Genomic DNA, 19,454 nt, shown 5'->3' on the forward strand with positions numbered 1-19,454 from the left:
GATGTCGACGACGCGCGGCGCCCCGCCCGGGAGCCCCCGCCGCGACCCCTCGGCCGTAGCGCCCTCCCCCGTGCGGTGGAGACGCAGAACCGTCCCGGGGCGGAGGTGGTGCGGCATCCGGGTCCCTAGCGTGGGAGGCATCGAGAAGAAGGGATGCATCGTGCTCCATCTGGACGGCATCACCAAGAGCTACGGCGGACGCCGCGTGCTCGACGGCGTGGGCTTCGACGTCGCCCCCGGGCGCCTCACGGGCTTCGTCGGCGGCAACGGGGCCGGGAAGACGACGACGATGCGCATCGCGCTGGGTGTGCTCGGCAAGGACGCGGGCACGGTCGAGCTGAACGGCGCCGCGGTCACCACCGCCGACCGCCGTCGATTCGGCTACATGCCCGAGGAGCGGGGGCTGTACCCCAAGATGAAGGTGGCCGAGCACATCGCCTACCTCGCACGGCTGCACGGCTTCGGCAAGGCCGACGCGACCGCCAAGGCCGCGGCCCTGCTCGAGCGGCTCGGACTCGGCGAGCGCCTCGGCGACCTTATCGAGACCCTCTCGCTCGGCAATCAGCAGCGCGCGCAGATCGCCGCCTCGCTGGTCCACGAGCCCGAGGTGCTCATCCTCGACGAGCCGTTCTCGGGGCTCGACCCCCTGGCGGTCGACGTGGTCGCGGGCGTGCTGCAAGAGAAGGCCGCCGAGGGCGCCGCCGTGCTGTTCTCGTCGCACCAGCTCGACGTGGTCGAGCGTCTCTGCGACGACCTCGTCATCATCGCCGACGGCACGATCCGCGCGGCCGGCAGTCGCGAGGGCCTTCGCGCCGAGCACGCGACCCACCGTTACGAGTTGGTCTCGCGCGGCGACACCGGGTGGCTCCGCGACGAACCCGGCGTTCGCGTGATCGATTTCGACGGCGGCTACGCCCTCTTCGACGCCGACGACGACGGCACCGCCCAACGTGTGCTGCGCGAGGCCACCGGCCGCGGCGACGTCACCAGCTTCTCCCCCCAGCGTCCGACCCTGGCCGAGATCTTCAAGGAGGTCATCCAGTGAGCACCCCGATCACCGCTCCGGTCCCGGCCCGTACGACGACACCGCACCGCGCGCCGAGCGAGCTGCAGAGCATCTGGCTGGTCGCCGAGCGCGAGATCGGCTCGAAGCTGCGCAGCAAGGCCTTCGTCATCTCCACCGCGATCCTCATCGTCGCGGCCCTCGCGTCGGTGCTGTGGGGCGGTTTCACGGCCGCGAACACCACCGCCAGCGGCATCCCGGTCGCCGTCACCGCTCAGACGCAGGGCGAAGTCTCGGGGCTGGACGGCCTCGAGGTGACCGTCGTCGACAGCGACGACGCCGCCCGCGCTCTCGTGGCGGACGGGACGGCGGATGCCGCCCTGGTCTCGGGTGCGTCGGACTCGGCGTTCGACTTCACCGTCGTGGTGAAGGACAGCGTCCCCTCGACCCTGCTGCAGATGCTCAGCGACACTCCACCGGTGGACCGGCTCGAGCCGGGCTCGAGCGCCGCCGACGTGCTGCGCTACTTCATCGCGTTGGCATTCGGGATCGTGTTCCTCATCGCCGCGACGACCTTCGGCGGCACCATCGCGCAGAGCGTGGTCGAAGAGAAGCAGACGCGCGTGGTCGAGATCCTCATCTCGGCGATCCCGGTGCGGGCGCTGCTCGCGGGCAAGGTACTCGGCAACACGATCCTCGCGATGGCCCAGATCGTGCTGCTCGCGGCCGTCGCGGTGGTGGGGCTCGCCGTCACCGGTCAGGCCGGCGTGCTCGACGCACTCGGTGCACCGATCACCTGGTTCGCGATCTTCTTCCTCTTCGGCTTCGTGCTGCTCGCCGCCCTGTTCGCCGCGGCCGCCGCGATGGTCTCCCGCCAGGAGGACATCGGGGCGACCACGACCCCGATCACGATGCTGATCATGGCGCCGTACTTCCTGGTGATCTTCTTCAACGACAACCCCGTCGTGCTGACGATCATGTCGTACGTGCCGTTCTCGGCTCCGGTGGGGATGCCGCTGCGCCTGTACCTCGGCGACGCGCAGTGGTGGGAGCCCGTACTCTCCCTCCTCGTGCTGCTCGCCTCGTGCGTGCTCGCGATCGGTGTCGCCGCTCGCATCTACCGCAACTCGCTGCTGCGCATGGGGGCGCGTGTGAAGCTCGGCGAGGCTCTGCGGGGCTGATCGGTTCGGGTCCGGTCAGCGGGCGGGTGGATGCCGGGGGCACCGGCATCCACCCGCCCCTTCTCTTCGCCTTCGCCAGACGCGTCTAGGCTTTTCGGGTGCTTCGCCTTCTCGCCTCCGCCGCCTTCGGAGTGGTGATCGGCAGCCTGCTCGTCACCCTGCTCGGAAACCCGGACACGGGGATGCCGATCTTCGGTGTCTCGATCACGGTGTTCGTCATCGCGGTGACCGTCACCCGATTGGCGAGCGGACTCTCCGCCTCGATCCCCTCGCCCGCCGCTGTGCAGGAGGCGCGTGACGCCCGCCGTCTCGGGCGTGCGCGCATCGACTCGGTGAGACAGACCGGCACGTTCATCAACGAGCAGCCGGTCTGCGACGTCGACGTGACGGTGATGGCGCTCACGGGAGAGGCGTGGGCGACCACCGTCCGCAAGATCGTCCCGCTGACCGAGCTGCCGGCGTACCAGTCCGGCATCGAGCGCGATGTCGTCATCCTGCTCGACGGCGGCCCCGAGGTCGCCTTCGCCGACGGGGAGCTCTCGCCTGCCGAGATCGAGAGCCTCGTCGTCCCCCCGCGTTCCGAGGTCGAGATGCGGCCGATCCCCCCGGGGACACGCGTCGACAAAGGGCGCCGCCGCGGTCCCCTCATCGGCATCGGCCGCCGCGGACGCCCCCTGCGTCTGCTGGTGTTCGCTCTGGTCGCGGTCCTCGCGGCGGGCGCCGTCGTGCTGCCGTTTCGAGAGGCGGCCGGCCTGAGCCTCGCAGCGTGGTCGGAGGGCCGGTGGAGCGTCGATATGCGCCGACCCGACGCGCTCCTCACGGCCGAGAGGTCGCTCGAGGAGGCGATCGGCCACGACCGGGTGGTATCGATCACCGTCATTCCGGATGCCGTGATCGTGAACGCCCCGATCCGCGTCGGGGCCATCGAGACCGACGAATGGACCTATCGCGCGGGCCGCGTCAGCCACGACGGCCCGGCCAGCGGCCAGCCCCAGGTCGCGGAGGAGCAGTTCTCGTGGTCAGACGTGGCGCTCGAGCGGATCTGGCCGGCCATCGAGAAGGCGTCGGCCCAGAGCGGGCTGCCGGCAGACGGGGCGACGGTGTCCATCCGCCGCACGACCGACACCGACCTGGACAGCCCGACCTTCAACCGCAGCGTCGAGGCGCCGGAGATGTCGTTCGGACTGCGCGATGACTACCGCGACCAGTTCTTCCGCCTCGATGCCACCGGAACCGACCTTCGCGCGACGGGCTGAGCGATCTACTGCGCCACGTACGCGGTGACGCTCGGGGACAGACGGATCGGGATGCCGGTGACGTCGGAATCATCCGGGTCGCCGATCGCGACGGTCAGGGTGTCGTCGACGCCGAAGATCGCGGCCCCGTCCTGTGCTCCGCTCGCGCAGCCGGCCGACCAGGGCCGGTTGTCGGTCGAGGTGAACGTCACGATGCAGCGTCCGTCGCCGTCGTCGGGCTGGGCGAGGTAGATGCGGAAGTCGCTCACCGTCGCGATGTACCGCGTGCTCGCCGCGTCGATGCCGCTGTCGCGCAGGATCTCGGCCGAGATGACGTCCTCGACGGTCTGCGGGAACGTGAGCTCGGGGTAGGCCGCCGCCGCGGGATCGGGGGTCGCGGCCATCGTCGGCGCCGTGCTCGCGCCGATCGCGATGCCGATGCCGAGCAGGGCCAGAGCGCCGACGACGGCCGCCACGATACGCAGCGCGCGCCGGGGCGTGAGGCGAGTGGCATCCGGGAGACGGGAAGTCTCGGGAGGGAGCTGCTCTCCGGCGGTGGGGACCGGGGCGACGGCGGCGGGAGGCGGCGCTGGTGCGGCGAGGACGGGCATCGGACGGTCGGAGCGACGGGCCTGGTCCTCGAGTTCGGCGAGACGCTCGATCATCGCCGGCGTCGCGGACGCCCCCTCGGCCCCGTACACGCGTTCGCGCAGCCGGCGCAGCTCGACGTCGTCGTCCATGCGTCGACTCTAGGGCCGCGCCGGTGCGTCGAGGCGGACTCAGGACTCTGCGGGGGACGCCGTGGCGTCGAGCGCGTCGGCCGCGCCGACCAGGGCGAGGTGCGAGAGCGCCTGCGGGGTGTTGCCCGCCTGACGACCGGTGGTGGGGTCGTACTCCTCCGACAGCAGACCGAGATCGTTGGCGACGGCCGTCAGACGCTGCATGAGCGCGACGGCCTCGTCGCGACGACCGCTGTGGGCGTACTGCCCCACGAGCCAGAACGAGCACGCGAGGAAGGGATGTTCGTCTCCGGTCAGGCCGTCGACGCCCGTCGTGCGGTAGCGCAACAGCCACCCGTCGGGCATGAGTGTCTCTTCCATACGGGCGACGGTGGCGAGCATGCGCGGGTCGTCGTAGGCGCAGAAACCGACCTGCGGCAGGACGAGAAGGGACGCATCGACCTCGTCGGTGTCGAAATGCTGGGTGAACCACCCGCCCGCGTGCACGCCGCGGGCGTCGATGTCGGCCCGAACGCGATCACGAAGGGCGCGCCACGTGGAGACGTCGCCGTCGCGCCCGCCCTCTTCGACGGCCCGGATCCCGCGATCGAAAGCCGCCCACACCATCGCTCGCGAGTGCGTGAAGAAGTGGGGTTCGCCGCGCATCTCCCAGATGCCGAGGTCGGGGCGGTCGACCTCGCTCGCCAGCTGGTCGAGGAGTGCGCGCTGCAGCGACCACGAGAAGGTCGTCTCTTCGACACCCGCGGTGCGCGCCGCTTCGAGAGCGACCATCACCTCGCCGATGACATCGGCCTGGTACTGGTCGACCGCGCCGTTGCCGATGCGCACCGGCGCCGCGCCGCCGTAGCCGGGGAGGCTGGGGATCTCGCGTTCGGGGAGGTCGCGCTCCCCCGCGATGCCGTACATGATCTGCACGTCGGCAGGGTCGCCGGCGATCGCGCGCAGAAGCCAGTCGCGCCAGCGGTGCGCGGCGTCGAGGTAGCCGTGGTCGATGTAGGCGCTGAGGGTGAGCGCGGCGTCGCGGAGCCAGACGTAGCGGTAGTCCCAGTTTCGGGATCCGCCGAAGGCCTCGGGGAGCGAGGTGGTCGCCGCCGCGACGATGCCGCCCGTCTCGGAGTGCGTGAGAGCGCGCAGCACCATGAGCGAGCGGGTGACGAGGGCCGCGTGCGTTCCCGCGGACTGCACGCGGTCCGCCCACGCGGCCCACCACTCGCGGGTGCGTTCGAGCGCCGCCTCGACATCGAACGCGGCCGGAGGGTCCTGCCAGGACGGTCCCCAGGCCAGGACCGAGTCGACGCTCCGGCCCGCTTGCGTCGTCCACCGCGCACGGTGGGCGGTGTCGACGGCGATGAGACGCGGCCCGCGGATCGTCACGGCATCGGGGCCGGCCGCGGCGAGGATGACGTGCTCGTCACCATGACCGATCTGCTGCACCCATGGCACCGCTCGGGCGTAGTCGAACCGCAGACGCACCTCACTGACGAAATCGACCGCACCCGAGACCCCGACCACACGGCGGATGAGGGCCTCGACGCCCTCGTCGACGGGCATGGCGTCGTAGACGTCGGCGATGCCGGTCGAGGTCTCCCACCGCGTGACCAGCACGAAGGTGTCTCCGTCGTAGCGCCGGATCGCGCGCGCCTCGGGGTCGGCCGGGCGCAGCGACCACGCGCCGTGCGACTCGTCGCCGAGCAGAGCGCCGAACATCGACCCGCTGTCGTACCGCGGCAGGCACAACCAGTCGACGCTCCCCGCGGAGGAGACGAGGGCGGCGGATCGGCAGTTGCTGAGGACCGCGTAGTCCTCGATCGGAGTCGTCACCCTCGGATTGTGGCAGGTGCCGCCGACATCGGGGCTATCGATCTCGCTAGTGACTCCCCCGTGCCCGCTGCAAGCGTCCCGGCGATGTCGGAAGCGGGCGCTACGGTGGCCACATGGCGGCGGACACCACCCTGATCATCCTGGGCGCTTCGGGCGACCTCACCTCGCGACTGCTCCTCCCGGCCCTCGGCCAGTTGCTCTCGCGCGAGCCGAACCGGTCTGTGCGCCTGCACGGCGCGGGCATGGAGGACTGGACCGACGAGCATTGGCGCGAGGTCGTGCGAAAGGCCTTCCAGACGATGGATGCCGACGACGCCTTCGCCTCCGTCTCCGAGACGACGTACTCGCAGGCCGACATCACGAAGGCGGCCGATCTGCAGAAGCTGCTCGACGACGCCGAGGGCCGTCCGGCCCTGTACTTCGCGGTGCCTCCGGCGGTCACCGAGAAAGCGTGTCTCGCGCTCAGCGACGTGACCATCCCCGAGCACACGATCCTCGCCCTCGAGAAGCCGTTCGGCACCGACGAGGCGAGCGCCCACACGCTCAATACGCAGCTGGCGACCCTCGTGCCCGAAGACCAGGTCTTCCGCATCGACCACTTCCTCGGCCGGTCGACGGTGCTGAACCTCCTCGGCACGCGTTTCGCGAATCGCATCGTCGAGAGCGTCTGGTCGGCCGACGACATCGCCTCGATTCGCATCGACTTCCCCGAGGCCCTGGGCCTGGAGGGGCGTGCCGGGTACTACGACGCCGCCGGCGCCCTGGTCGACATGATCCAGAGCCACCTGCTGCAGGTCATGGCCTTCGTCACGATGGAGCCCCCGGCATCCCTCGATCAACTCGATCTGCGCGACGCGACGTCCGCGGTACTCCGCGCAACGCACGTGAAAGACGACGACCCGGTCGCAAACTCGCGCCGCGCGCGCTACACCGTCGGCGACGTGGGCGATCGCCACTTCTCGTCGTACGTCGACGAGCCCGGCGTCGACGCCTCGCGCGGCACCGAGACGCTCGCCGAGATGACCGTCGAGGTGCGCACCGCCCGTTGGCAGGGGGTTCCGATCCTGCTGCGCTCGGGCAAGGCGCTCGGCGCCGGAGACCCGGCCGTCACCGTGACCTTCAAGCCCGTGCGCCACCTTCCCGACGGGTTCATCGGCGAGAACGAGCCGTCCGAGATGGTGTTCTCGCTCGGGCCCGACACGATCAGCCTGGGCCTGAACATCAACGGCGCCGACGACCCGCTCGATCTCGAGCGGGTGAACCTCTCCGCCCATCTCGGCGAAGGCGCGCTCAAGGCCTACGGCGAAGTGCTCTCCGGCATCCTCGATGGGGACGCCATGCTCGCCGTCCGCGGTGATGCCGCCGAGCAGTGCTGGCGCATCGTGCAGCCGGTCATCGACGCGTGGCGCAAGAACGAGGTGCCGCTCGACGAGTATCCGGCGGGTACCGCGGGCCCCGCGTCGTGGAAGGCGTGATCGACGCCGCGACAAGGGGCGGTTCTGCGGCCCGGCGTGACGCGGGACGGCGTCTCATCACAGACGCATAAGTTCATACGGGAACACTCGGCCCATCGATGGCGTTGAGTGGTGCGGGTCAACGGCGTCCCGCATCAGTCCCCGTTCTCAGGAGTACCCATGTCTCTCGCGCTCGACCGCACCGCCCCCACCGACGCCCCCATCCTCGACGTGCTCGCCGAGCGATGGAGCACCCGCGTCTTCGACCCCGAGACGCCGATCGACGAGTCGGCCCTCCGCTCCGCCCTCGAGGCCGCCCGTTGGGCTCCCTCGGGCATGAACTTCCAGCCGTGGCGCTTCATCGTCGCGCGCCGGGGTACGGCCGCGCACGAGCGTGTCGTCGCCTCGCTGATGGGCTTCAACCAGGCCTGGGCCCCCGCGGCCGGCGCTCTGCTCGTCGTTCTCGCCGAGACCGAGACCGAAGACGGCGAAGCGCGCGCCTGGGCGATGTACGACAGCGGTCAGGCCGCCGCCCACTTCACGATCCAGGCCCACGCCGGGGGCCTCGCGACCCACCAGATGGGCGGATTCGTCGCCGACGACCTTCGCGCGGCGTTCGACATCGACCCCCGCTTCACCCCCGTCACCGTCATCGCGGTCGGCACCCTGGGCAATGTCGACGCGGCCGAAGAGGGCCTGCGTCAGCGCGAGCTCGCCCCGCGTGAGCGCCGTACGGTCGAGGAGTCGCTGCTCGTCGACGACTGAGTCACGGCATCCGGCCCCGTCTGCCGCGCCCACGCCGTCCGCCCGCACCACGCTGCGCAACAGCCGCGGGACGGGCGGCGTTCCTCTTGTCTTGACCACGCATAAACGCGATCCGCGCGTATAAACGCTCTCTCCTCGCGTTTATGCGCGGAAAGAGCGTTTATGCGTGACCGGAGCCGGCCGGGGCCCACGAAACGGCGGGCCGAACGCGGAGAAGGGATGCCACGCACCCGACGTGGCACCCTCGTCCGCGGAACTACTCGACGATCTCGGCCTCGATCACGTCGTCGTCGCCCGCCTCCGGTTGCGCGGGGCCGGTGCTGACGAGCGCGAGCGAGTCGCCGTCGCTCGCCACATCGACCCGCACGACGTCGCCGTCGCGCACCGTTCCGGCCAGGATGGCCATCGCGAGGCGGTTCTGGATCTCGGTCTGGATGAGGCGACGCAGCGGCCGCGCCCCGTACACCGGGTCGTACCCGCGCTCGGCGAGCCATGATCGGGCGTCGGGAGTGACCGCGAGGCTCAGCCGGCGCTCGCGTAGGCGCTGGTGGAGCGCGTCGACCGAGAGTTCGACGATCTGCGCGAGGTCGTCCTGGCTGAGAGCCTGGAAGATCACGATGTCGTCGAGGCGGTTCACGAACTCCGGCTTGAAGGCCTGGCGCACGAGTGCCTGCACCTGCTCGCGCTTGGTCTCCATCGACAGGGTCGGGTCGATGAGGATCGGCGACCCCAGGTTCGACGTCAGCACCAGGATGACGTTCGTGAAGTCGACCGTACGGCCCTGGCCGTCGGTCAGGCGGCCGTCGTCCATGACCTGCAGCAGCACGTCGAACACCTCGGGGTGCGCCTTCTCGACCTCGTCGAGCAACACGACACTGTAGGGGCGCCGGCGCACGGCCTCGGTCAGCTGGCCGCCCTGCTCGTACCCGATGTACCCCGGAGGGGCACCGACCAGCCGCGAGACGGAGTGCTTCTCGCCGTACTCCGACATGTCGATGCGCACCATGGCGTGCTCGTCGTCGAAGAGGAAGTCGGCGAGCGACTTCGCCAGCTCGGTCTTGCCGACACCGGTCGGACCGAGGAACAGGAACGAACCGACCGGCCGGTGCGGGTCGCTGATGCCCGCGCGCGAGCGACGGACGGCGTCGGACACCGCTTTCACGGCATCCCGCTGTCCGATCAGGCGCCGACCGAGCTCGCGCTCGAGGTGCAGAAGCTTCTCGGTCTCGCCCTGCAGGAGGCGACCCACCGGAATACCCGTCCACGCCGCGATCACGGACGCGATGTCCTCATCGGTGACCTGGTCGTTGACCATGCGGTCGCCCGCCGGTTCTTCGCGCTCGGCGACCATGAGCTCGCGCTCGAGAGCGGGGATCTCGGCGTACAGCAGACGCGACGCCCGCTCGAGGTTGCCCTCGCGCTGAGCGCGTTCGGCGTCGACGCGAGCGGCATCCAGTCGGGTCTTCAGATCGCCGACGCGGTTGAGCGAGGCCCGCTCCCGCTCCCAGCGAGCCTGCAGGTCGTCGAGCTTGGCCTGCTCGGCCGCGAGGGTCTCGCGAAGGGTGGCGAGGCGCTCCTTCGAGGCGTCGTCCTTCTCCTTCTTCAGAGCGAGTTCCTCGAGCTTGAGGCGGTCGACGTGTCGTCGCAGTTCGTCGATCTCGAGCGGTGCGGAGTCGATCTCCATTCGCAGGCGCGATGCGGCTTCGTCGATGAGGTCGATCGCCTTGTCGGGGAGCTGACGCGCGGGGATGTAGCGGTTGGAGAGGGATGCCGCGGCCACCAGCGCCGTATCGGCGATCGCGACCTTGTGGTGGGCTTCGTACCGCTCCTTGAGACCGCGCAGGATCGCCACGGTGTCTTCGACCGTGGGCTCACCGACGTAGACCTGCTGGAAGCGCCGTTCGAGGGCGGCGTCCTTCTCGATGAACTCGCGGTACTCGTCGAGCGTGGTCGCTCCGATCAGGCGCAGTTCTCCGCGCGCGAGCATGGGCTTGAGCATGTTGCTCGCCGCCACCGAGCCCTCACCGCCACCCGCGCCCATGAGCACGTGCAGTTCGTCGATGAAGGTGATGATGCGCCCGTCGGACTCGGTGATCTCTTTGAGGACGCTCTTGAGGCGCTCCTCGAACTGGCCGCGGTACATCGCACCGGCGACGAGCGCCGAGATGTCGAGAGAGACCAGCTCTTTGTTCTTGAGGCTCTCGGCGACGTCGCCCGCGACGATGCGCTGAGCGAGGCCCTCGACGACGGCGGTCTTGCCGACACCGGGTTCGCCGATGAGAACGGGGTTGTTCTTGGTGCGCCGAGTGAGCACCTGGCTGACGCGGCGGATCTCGCCGTCGCGCCCGATCACGGGGTCGAGCTTGCCCTGGCGGGCCCGGTCGGTGAGGTTGATGCCGAACTGCTCGAGGGCGCTACGCGCGTCCTCCTGCCCCGGCTGTTGTGTGGCGTTCATGTGCTCTCCCGGAAGTCTGTTCGCCGCTGCAAAAAGTTGAGCGGAATTGGCTCAAGTTTAGCAGCGAGGAGTGCGCGGGACAATGGGGGTCCAGTCGCCCCGATCAGGGGCCGCGGCACGGGGGCGACCCGGTCGACGTCGAGGCGGGCCGCCATTCGGAGCAGTGCCGCGACGCGCCGGTGGGTGCGGCGTCGACACGGCGCGTCGGCGTCGTTCTCCGTACGACGGTCGCGCTCCGCGGCTCGGCGTCGGGCACGACCCGCCTTCCGCCGCGCACGGCACCTTGGACCGTCACGCGGAGCTCCGGCCCGACACGCCGTGACCACGACCGCCTGAGCAGCGCATCGGCCGGGAACTCCGCACGACGGCAGGGGATGCCGGGCCGTGGGGCCGGGCCATAGGGCCGAGGTGCCGGGGCGTAGGGCCGAGGCGCCGGGGCGTAGGGCCGAGGCGCCGGGCCGGGGTGCCGGGCCGGGGTGCCCGGCCGTGGCGCCGGGCCGGGGCGCCGGGTGCCGGACCACCGGGACGGAACCCGTGGTGGCCGGAACCCCGAACGGCGGGGTCAGGCCGGGATCGGCTCCGCGTCTCGTGCGGCAATATCGGCCCCGGACGCCGCGGGCTCACTGCACGAGAAGCGCGCACGGTACGCCGTGGGGGTCAGCCCCATCGTGCGGGCGAAGTTCTGCCGAAGCACGGCCGCGGATCCGAAGCCGCACTCCGCGGCGATCCGGTCGAGGCCGAGGTCGGTCTCCTCGAGCAGCCGCTGGGCGTGGAGCAGGCGCTGCCGCGCGAGCCACGCGGCAGGGGTCGCGCCGAGGTCCGCTTTGAAACGGCGGGCGAAGGTGCGCGGCGACATGTGGGCGCGCGCCGCGAGTCGTTCGACCGAGAGCTCGGCATCCAGGTTCTGCAGCATCCACTCGGTCACCGGGGCGAGCGAGAGCGAGGAATCGATCGGGATCGGCGAGGCGATGAACTGCGCCTGACCGCCGTCGCGCTGGGGGGCGACGACCATGCGGCGAGCGATGCGGTTGGCGAGTTCGGAACCCAGCTCCTGACGCAACAGGTGAAGGCTGGCGTCCAGCCCGGCCGCGGTGCCGGCGCTGGTGATGATGTTCCCGGACTGCACGTAGAGCACGTCGGGGTCCACCTCGATCTCGGGGTACATCCGCGCCATGACGTCGGCGTAGCGCCAGTGCGTCGTTCCGCGCTTGCCGTTGAGGACTCCGGAGGCCGCGATCACGAACGACCCGCTGCACACGCTCAGCAGCCAGGCACCCCGGGCGTGCGCCGCGCGCACGACGTCGAGCACACGCGGGTCGACGGCTCCCCACGTCTCCCGGGGGATCGGCGCGAGCACGAGGATGTCGACGTCGGCGGCGGCCTCTAGACCACGTTCGACGTTGATCGAGAACCCGATGTTCGACGGCACGACGCCCGGGTCGGGCGCGACGATCCGGAAGTCGAAGTTCGGGATGCCGTCGTCGCTACGGTCCAACCCGAACGCCTCGCAGGCGAGACCGAATTCGAAGGGGGCGAACCCGGGCTGGATGACGACGGCGACCGAGCGCATGCGAACCTCCGGTGTGGCAGAAATCTTTTGGCAGGCGTCCATCATGCCACTCGTGGGCACCATTCCTCTACCCGTAGCTTTTCTGCCATGGCTTACTTCATCGCTCTCGGCATCCTGTCCCTCGCCGGCATCGTCGGAACCGTGTGGCTCATCCGCACCGACGGATACGGACGCATCCCCACCGACCCTCGACGCGCGGCACCGCGGGAGCCCCGCGAGAAACAGACGGAGGCTCCGCGCGAGACGCGGCGAGCGGCGAGTCCCGATGTCCCTCGCACCGCCACCAGCCCCATCGTCGTGCAGACGCCGTGACGGCCCTGCCGCGTGCGCGACGGCGGGCGCGGCAAGAGGCCTCACCCCCGGATGCCGGCATCCCGACGCGGCACGAACCCTCGGCCGTCGCACCCCGGCTTCCGTGGAACCGGGAGCCGGGTCATCGCCCTGCGGCGACCGCGCGGGCGTACACGTCGACCATCGCGGCCGTGCGGGAGGACTGGCGGAACCGCTCGGCGATCGAGGGATCCGGCGCGACCGGAGTGCCCGCGGCGATGTCGGTTGCGGCATGGCGGAGAGCCTGCGCGAGCGCCGGGACCGTGGCATCCGCGACGGCCCAGATCCCCGACCCCAGCTCGGCCGCGATGTCCGGGTCGCTCACCACGGCGGGGGTTCCGAGCGAGGCCGCTTCGAACACCGTCATGCCCTGCGTCTCGAATCCGATCGAGGTCTGCACGACGGCATCCGCGTCGGCGAGGCGACGCAGCGTCTCGGCATAGGGCAGGCGCCCCGCGAAGATCACCGACGCCGTCGGCGACGACCGCTCGATCAGACGTCGCGCGGCGCGAAGCTGGGCCCCGCCGCCGACGATCTCGACCTCGGCATCGATGCCCGAGGCCACGACCGCCTCGAGGAACGGCAACAGGCGCTTCTCGGGGCTCATGCGCCCGAGCCAGATGAACCGCGGGCGGCCGGGTCGACGCTCCGAGGCCTCAGCGCCGAGCGCGGCGTCGAGTACGTCGTCGTCGATGCCGTTCCAGATCACGTCGACCGCATCGGCGACGCCGTGGTTCTCGAGGCGGCCGGCGAAGTGGCTCGAGGGTGCCGTGACCGCTCGAGAGAGACGGGCCAGCTGGCGCAGGAACGCCCAGCCGTCGGCAGGACCGGCGGCCGCAGACCTCGCGATCGCGCGCCGATCTCGGGGCGACGCCCCCGAACGCTCCGCGTTCGGTGCACTGCCGTGCAGGGGGGCACCGCTCGGCAGCACCTTCCTCGCCCAGGCGTTCAGCGCGCGCAGCACGAGCCCGGGGAACGGCGCCGTCGCCTCGATCCCCACGTCGACGCGGTTGTGCATGGTGTGAACCACGGGCAGGCCGTGGCGCGCGGCGTAGCGGTGGCCGATGAACGCACCCCAGAAGTCGGCCTGCACGTGCACGACGTCGACCGGGAGTCGCGCGCCCATCTCGGCATCCAGGAATCTGTCCGTCCGAACACCCGGCCAGCTCAGCGCGTACTCGCGGTCGGGGGTGATCGGGATCGACGGGAGGTCGAGGTACGCCGCATCGTCGCGTGCCGGCCGGTGCAGGCGCGGCGCCACCACCGTGACGACATGACCCGCGCGCTCGAGGAAACGTTTCTGCAGACGCATCGACACCTGCGCGCCGCCGAGCGACTCGAGGTGCTGGTCGGCGAACATCACGACGTGCACGGGACTACTCCGGCAGGGGGCGACCGCGGTAGAGCGCCTCGAAGGTGTCGAGCGTGCGATTGATGTCGTGCACGGCGACCGCGTCGAGGGAGGCCTGCTGCATGCGCGTGCGCTCCTCGGGAGAGGCGGTGAGCACGTCGGTCAGGCGTGCGGCGAGCTCGTCGGCGTTTCCCGGCTCGAAGAGGTAGCCGTTCTCGCCGTCGTGCACGAGATGGGGCAGCGCCACCGCGTTCGCGGCGACGATCGGCAGACCGGATGCCATGGCCTCCATCGTGGCGATCGACTGCAGCTCCGCGATCGAAGCGATGGCGAAGACGCTGGCGCGCGAGTACAGCGTGCGGAGGTCTTCTTCGGAGGCGTGTCCGTGGAACGTGACGCGTGAGGAGACCCCGAGCTGCTGCGCGAGGGTTTCGAGCTTCGCTCGCTGGTCGCCTCCGCCGACGATGTCGAAGGTGACATCGAGGGCGGGGTCGAGCTGCGACAGCGCCGTGAGCACGACGTCGATGTGCTTCTCGGTCGTGAGACGCCCCACGAACAGGAGGCGATTCGCGTCGCGCGGCGTGAGGTCGGGCCGGTAGTTGGAGCGGTCGATGCCGCACGAGATGGGGATGACGCCCGAGATGTCGATCGTCGACTCGAGGAAGTCGGCGGCCTTGCGGGTGGGGGTCGTGACGGCGCGCGTCATCTTGAACGTGCGCTCGGCGTCGGCCCACGCCAGCTTCACGAAGAGGCGGTCGAGCGCGTCGGGCAGGGTCGTGAAATCGAGGATGTTCTCGGCCATCACGTGGTTCGTCGCGATCACCGGGATGCCGCGCTTGCGCGCCTCGCGAGCGAGACCGCGACCGATGATGATGTGCGACTGGATGTGCACGACATCGGGCTTGATCTCGTCGAGCAGGATGCGGGCGTAGTGCTTCGCGCGCCACGGGAACACGAAGGTGAGCCAGTCGTGCGGCAGGAAACGGTGGGAAGGCAGCCGGTGCACCGTCATCGGCTGGTCTTCGATGACCTCGGTGCCGGTGCCGACGGTGCCGTGTTGCGCGCTGGGGGCCGCGACGTGCACCTCGTGTGCGCGGGCGACGAGACCCGCCGCAAGACGTTCGGCGAAGCGCGCGGCGCCGTTGACGTGCGGGAGGAACGTGTCGGCGCCGATGAGGATCCGCAGCGGTCGGTCGGGGGTGGACGGCACATCGGGCGCGGCCGGGGATTCGGTCGTGGCGTCGGGCACGGAAGGATCGGCGGGCGTCGCAGGAGTGGTCACGAGGGGTGAGGCCTATCTATGCGGCGGTCGTAGCGAGGGCAAGGTGCAAGCGCCCGTCCACTGTACCCGAGCGGGTTTTGCGGCCCTGGGGCGCCGCACAGGTGTCGCCGAGGCTCCCCGGGCACCTACCCGCGCGGGCGGGTGCGGCGGCCCGGCGACGGCCCGGGGCGCAGCCGAGGGTCCGGGCCGGCCACGGTTCGCCGCGATGCGCCGAGTCCGCCCCCCACCCGAGCGGAAGCCCCGCGCGACGAAGCCCGCGCGGTGCGGGACCGAGCGGGCTTCGCGGGTGACGCGAGGCGGCGTTACTCGCCGGGTCGCGAACCGGGCGCAGGGACGCCCTGTGCCGGACGCGGCGGACCGTCGGTGCCCGCGGCGGCGGGAACCTCGGATGCCGCGGCCGCCATCGCCGACACGACCACGGCGTCGTCCGTAGCAGGAGCGTGCCGCGGGTCGTCCTCGCGCTGCGCCTCGACCCAGGCCGGGTCGAGGTCGGTCGAAGCCTGCTCGAACTGCGAGCGGTACAGGCGGTAGTACGCGCCCTCGACCGCGATGAGTTCGTCGTGCGTGCCCTTCTCGACGATGTCGCCGTGCTCCATCACCAGGATGAGGTCCGCATCGCGGATGGTCGACAGGCGGTGCGCGATGACGAACGACGTCCGGCCCTCGCGGAGAGCGGCCATCGCCTGCTGCAGCAACAGCTCGGTGCGCGTGTCGACCGACGAGGTCGCTTCGTCGAGGATCAGCACCGACGGGCGGGCCACGAAGGCGCGCGCGATGGTGATGAGCTGTTTCTCGCCCGCCGAGACGTTGGCGGCATCCTCGTCGAGCACGGTGTCGTACCCCTCGGGAAGAGAGTGCACGAATTGGTCGACGCGGGTCGCCACGGCGGCTTCGACGATCTCGTCGTCGGTCGCGCTCTCGCGGCCGTAACGGATGTTGTCGCGGATCGAGCCGGCGAACAGCCACGGATCCTGCAGCACCATGCCCGTGCGCGAGCGGACGTCGTCTCGCCGGAGCTCGGCGATGTCCTGTCCATCGAGGAGGATGCGCCCGCCGTCGAGCTCGTAGAACCGCATGATGAGGTTCACGAGGGTGGTCTTGCCGGCACCGGTCGGGCCGACGATCGCCACGGTCTGTCCGGGCTCGACGCGGAACGACAGGTCGGTGATCAGCGGCTGCTCGGGCGTGTACGAGAACCGGACGTTCTGGAACTCGATGACTCCGCGCCCATCGACCTGGGCCGGGGCGTCTGCGGCATCCGGGTCTTGCTCCTCCGCGTCGAGCAGCGCGAAGACCCGCTCGGCCGAGGCGGTGCCCGACTGCACGACCGCGGCCATGCCGCCCAACTGCGACAGCGGCTGCGTGAACTGCTGCGAGTACTGGATGAAGGCCTGCACGTCGCCGAGGCGGATCTGCCCACCGGCCACCATGAGTCCACCGAGCACGGCGATGCCGACGTAGGTGAGGTTTCCGACGAACATCATGCCCGGCATGATCATGCCCGAGAGGAACTGGGCCTTGAAGCTCGCCTGGAACAGTTCCTCGTTCTCGGCCTCGAACTTCTCGCGGGCGTCCTTCTCTCGCCCGTAGACCTTGACGAGGGCGTGACCCGAGAACGATTCCTCGACGCGGGCGTTGAGGCGACCGACCTTCTTCCACTGCTCGCCGAACGCCTTCTGCGACTTCGGTCCGATGACGCCGAAGATGACCGCCATGAGGGGGAGCGACACGAGAGCGACGAGCGCGAGCTGCCACGAGATCGTGAACATCATGATGAGCACGCCCACCACGGTCAGCACCGAGGTCAGGGCGCTCGAGAGCGACTGCTGCATCGTCTGGGTGATGTTGTCGATGTCGTTGGTGACGCGGGAGATGAGTTCGCCGCGCTGGACCTTGTCGAAGTACGACAGCGGCAGGCGGTTGATCTTCGCCTCGACGTCTTCGCGCAGACGCCACATCGTGCGCACCATGATGACGTTGATCACGTAGCCCTGGATCCACGACAGCAGCGACGAGCCGACGTAGATCGCGAGCACCGTCACGATCACGAGGCGGAGCGCGTCGAAGTCGACCCCGGCGCCCACCGAGAAGTTGCTCATCGCACCGACGATGTTGGCGATGTCGTTCTGACCGGCCGACCGCAATGCCGCGACGACCTCGGCCTGCGAGGTTCCGGCGGGGAACTGCTGAGCGAGACCCTTCGAGACGACCCCCTCGAAGATGATGTTCGTCGCATCGCCCAGGACGCGCGGGGCCAAGACGGCCAGCACGACGCCGAGAGCACCGAGGATCGAGACGAAGACGAAGGCCGCGGCATACGGCCGCAGGAGCCCGATGAGGCGACGGAAGCTGGGGCCGAAGTCCGACGCCTTGCCGGGTGCGACGCTGTCCCAGCTGCCGGAGTTCAGCCGCGCCTGCTCGGCGAGCTCGGCCTCGGCGCGCTCTTCTTCGGTGAGGGTGTCGGGAGTGCTCATGCTTCGACCCCCAGCTGCGACTCGACGATCTCGCGGTAGGTGGCGCTCGTGGCCAGCAGCTCGTCGTGTGTGCCGAGGCCGGCCATGCGACCGTCTTCGAGCACGACGATGCGGTCGGCGCCCGTGATGGTCGACACGCGCTGCGCGACGACGATCTTGGTCACCTCCGGCAGCTCTTTCCAGAGCGCTTGTCGCAATCGCGCGTCGGTGCTGAGGTCGAGCGCCGAGAACGAGTCGTCGAAGACCAGCACCGCGGGGCGGTGCACGATGGCCCGCGCGATCGCCAGGCGCTGGCGCTGACCGCCCGACACGTTCGTGCCGCCCTGTGCGATGCGCCCCTCGAGCCGGCCCTCCATCGCCTCGACGAAGTCCCGCCCCTGAGCGATCTCGAGGGCGTGCCAGAGCTCGTCGTCGGTGGCGTCCTCACGCCCGAACCGCAGGTTCGATGCGACCGTGCCGCTGAAGAGGAACGGCCGTTGCGGGACGAGCCCGATGCTCTTCCACAGCACATCGAGGTCGGCCTCGCGGACATCCACGCCGCCGACGCGCACGGCACCCGACGTGACGTCGAACAGACGGGGGATGAGCGAGACGAGCGTCGTCTTTCCCGCGCCGGTGGAGCCGACGATGGCGACGGTCTCACCGGGTCGAGCCGCGAAGCTGATCCCCGAGACCACCGGTGACTCGGCGCCCGGATAGGCGAACGCGACGTCGTCGAACACGATCGCGCCCGGTTCGGGCAGGCGCTCGACCGGGTCGGCCGGACGCTCGAGCGTCGACCGACTGTCGAGCACCTCGCCGATGCGCTCGGCCGAGACGGCGGCGCGCGGGATCATCACGGTCATGAAGCTCGCCATGAGCACGCCGCCCAGGATCTGCGCCACGTATTGGATGAAGGCGAACAGCGTTCCGATCTCGACCCCACCGGCGTCGACCTGGATACCGCCGAACCAGATGACGCCGACCACCGTGACGTTGAGGACCAGCATCGCCAGGGGAAACAGCAGCACGAAGAGGGAGCCGACCTTGCGGCCGACGACCAGAATGTCGGTGTTGGCCTCGCGGAAGCGCTCTTCTTCGATGCGCTCGCGGACGAACGCCCGCACGACGCGCACGCCGGTGAGCTGCTCGCGCATGACGCGGTTCACGCCGTCGAGCTTGGTCTGATAGCTGCGGAACAGCGGCACCATGCGCGCGATGATCAGCCCGGCCGCCACGAGCAGCGTGGGCACCGCGACGGCGATCAGCCAGCTGAGGCCGACGTCTTGCTGCAGGGCCATGACGATGCCGCCGATCGCGAGCAGCGGGGCGCTGACCAGCATGGTCGCGCCCATCATCGCGAGCATCTGCACCTGCTGGACGTCGTTGGTGTTGCGGGTGATGAGGGAGCCCGCGCCGAAGTGCGACAGCTCGCGCTCGGAGAACCCGCTCACGCGCTCGAACACGTCGAGGCGGATGTCGCGGCCCGCGGCCATCGCCGCCCGTGCGGCGAAGTACGTCGCGATGACGGACGCCACGATCTGGCCCAGCGAGATCACGAGCATGAGCCCGCCCTGCGTCCAGATGAAGCCGGTGTCACCGCGGGCGACGCCGAGGTTGATGATGTCGGCGTTCAGGCGCGGGAGGTAGAGCGTCGCGATCGCGGACGCGGCCTGGAAGACGAGGATCGCGACGAGCAGCCAGCGATAGCGCGAAAGATAGCGGACGAGGAGTTTGCCGAGCACGAAGCCCTCCGAGGAGATCGACGCGGTCGCGATGACCGCTGGTCTCAGCCTGGCACCGACCTCCGACAT

14 protein-coding genes are annotated in these 19,454 nt (G+C 70.2%); 6 read left to right on the forward strand and 8 right to left on the reverse strand.

The features are described 5' to 3' along the window. The first annotated feature begins 160 nt into the window (after nt 1-160). The 3 genes from DEU35_RS10885 (at nt 161) to DEU35_RS10895 (ending at nt 3,440) form a co-directional block, all read left to right on the forward strand. Complete coding sequence (locus DEU35_RS10885) at nt 161-1,045, forward strand: ABC transporter ATP-binding protein (RefSeq protein WP_103208582.1); 885 nt, start codon at nt 161-163, stop codon at nt 1,043-1,045. Further along, complete coding sequence (locus DEU35_RS10890) at nt 1,042-2,184, forward strand: ABC transporter permease (RefSeq protein WP_258027905.1); 1,143 nt, start codon at nt 1,042-1,044, stop codon at nt 2,182-2,184. The genes DEU35_RS10885 and DEU35_RS10890 overlap by 4 nt, the downstream gene beginning before the upstream one ends. A 98-nt stretch (nt 2,185-2,282) precedes the next feature. After that, the gene (locus DEU35_RS10895; protein ID WP_116239515.1) at nt 2,283-3,440 is read left to right on the forward strand and encodes a hypothetical protein; all 1,158 of its coding nucleotides are present in this window, start codon (nt 2,283-2,285) and stop codon (nt 3,438-3,440) included. Between the two features lie 5 nt (nt 3,441-3,445). Here the strand turns inward: DEU35_RS10895 and DEU35_RS10900 are convergent, their stop codons facing one another. Both DEU35_RS10900 and DEU35_RS10905 read right to left on the reverse strand, forming a co-directional pair. After that, entirely contained in the window at nt 3,446-4,159 is a 714-nt protein-coding gene (locus DEU35_RS10900; RefSeq protein ID WP_116239516.1) for a hypothetical protein, read from the reverse strand. Between the two features lie 39 nt (nt 4,160-4,198). After that, nucleotides 4,199-5,980, reverse strand: coding sequence for a glycoside hydrolase family 15 protein (locus tag DEU35_RS10905; protein ID WP_116239517.1), 1,782 nt, complete (start codon nt 5,978-5,980; stop codon nt 4,199-4,201). A 113-nt stretch (nt 5,981-6,093) separates the two neighbouring features. On the opposite strand from DEU35_RS10905, the gene DEU35_RS10910 reads away from it, so the two are divergent. Together DEU35_RS10910 and DEU35_RS10915 are read left to right on the forward strand one after the other, a co-directional pair. Beyond that, the gene (locus DEU35_RS10910) at nt 6,094-7,455 is read left to right on the forward strand and encodes a glucose-6-phosphate dehydrogenase (RefSeq protein WP_116239518.1); all 1,362 of its coding nucleotides are present in this window, start codon (nt 6,094-6,096) and stop codon (nt 7,453-7,455) included. 159 nt (nt 7,456-7,614) lie between these two features. Then, nucleotides 7,615-8,199 (forward strand): nitroreductase family protein, encoded by a 585-nt coding sequence (locus DEU35_RS10915; protein WP_116239519.1) that lies wholly within the window; start codon nt 7,615-7,617, stop codon nt 8,197-8,199. A 256-nt stretch (nt 8,200-8,455) separates the two neighbouring features. Here the strand turns inward: DEU35_RS10915 and DEU35_RS10920 are convergent, their stop codons facing one another. Beyond that, nucleotides 8,456-10,654, reverse strand: a complete 2,199-nt coding sequence (locus tag DEU35_RS10920; protein WP_103207952.1) for an ATP-dependent Clp protease ATP-binding subunit — start codon at nt 10,652-10,654, stop codon at nt 8,456-8,458. A gap of 562 nt (nt 10,655-11,216) precedes the next feature. Continuing rightward, complete coding sequence (locus DEU35_RS10925; RefSeq protein WP_116239520.1) at nt 11,217-12,224, reverse strand: GlxA family transcriptional regulator; 1,008 nt, start codon at nt 12,222-12,224, stop codon at nt 11,217-11,219. 87 nt (nt 12,225-12,311) lie between these two features. On the opposite strand from DEU35_RS10925, the gene DEU35_RS10930 reads away from it, so the two are divergent. Continuing rightward, complete coding sequence (locus DEU35_RS10930) at nt 12,312-12,536, forward strand: hypothetical protein (RefSeq protein WP_103207945.1); 225 nt, start codon at nt 12,312-12,314, stop codon at nt 12,534-12,536. A 121-nt stretch (nt 12,537-12,657) separates the two neighbouring features. Here the strand turns inward: DEU35_RS10930 and DEU35_RS10935 are convergent, their stop codons facing one another. From DEU35_RS10935 to DEU35_RS10950, 4 genes are all read right to left on the reverse strand, one after another. Further along, the gene (locus DEU35_RS10935) at nt 12,658-13,926 is read right to left on the reverse strand and encodes a glycosyltransferase (protein ID WP_116239521.1); all 1,269 of its coding nucleotides are present in this window, start codon (nt 13,924-13,926) and stop codon (nt 12,658-12,660) included. A gap of 4 nt (nt 13,927-13,930) precedes the next feature. Next, nucleotides 13,931-15,187: a glycosyltransferase gene (locus DEU35_RS10940; protein WP_174799700.1), complete on the reverse strand. Its 1,257-nt coding sequence runs from the start codon at nt 15,185-15,187 to the stop codon at nt 13,931-13,933. A gap of 302 nt (nt 15,188-15,489) precedes the next feature. After that, on the reverse strand, nt 15,490-17,661 hold the full coding sequence (locus DEU35_RS10945) for an ABC transporter ATP-binding protein (protein ID WP_258873523.1): 2,172 nt from the start codon (nt 17,659-17,661) through the stop codon (nt 15,490-15,492). Next, nucleotides 17,658-19,385: an ABC transporter ATP-binding protein gene (locus DEU35_RS10950; RefSeq protein WP_103208579.1), complete on the reverse strand. Its 1,728-nt coding sequence runs from the start codon at nt 19,383-19,385 to the stop codon at nt 17,658-17,660. Before DEU35_RS10950 ends, DEU35_RS10945 begins: the two co-directional genes overlap by 4 nt. Between the last annotated feature and the right edge of the window lie 69 nt (nt 19,386-19,454).

Source organism: Microbacterium sp. AG157, from assembly GCF_003385695.1.
GTDB lineage: Bacteria > Actinomycetota > Actinomycetes > Actinomycetales > Microbacteriaceae > Microbacterium > Microbacterium testaceum.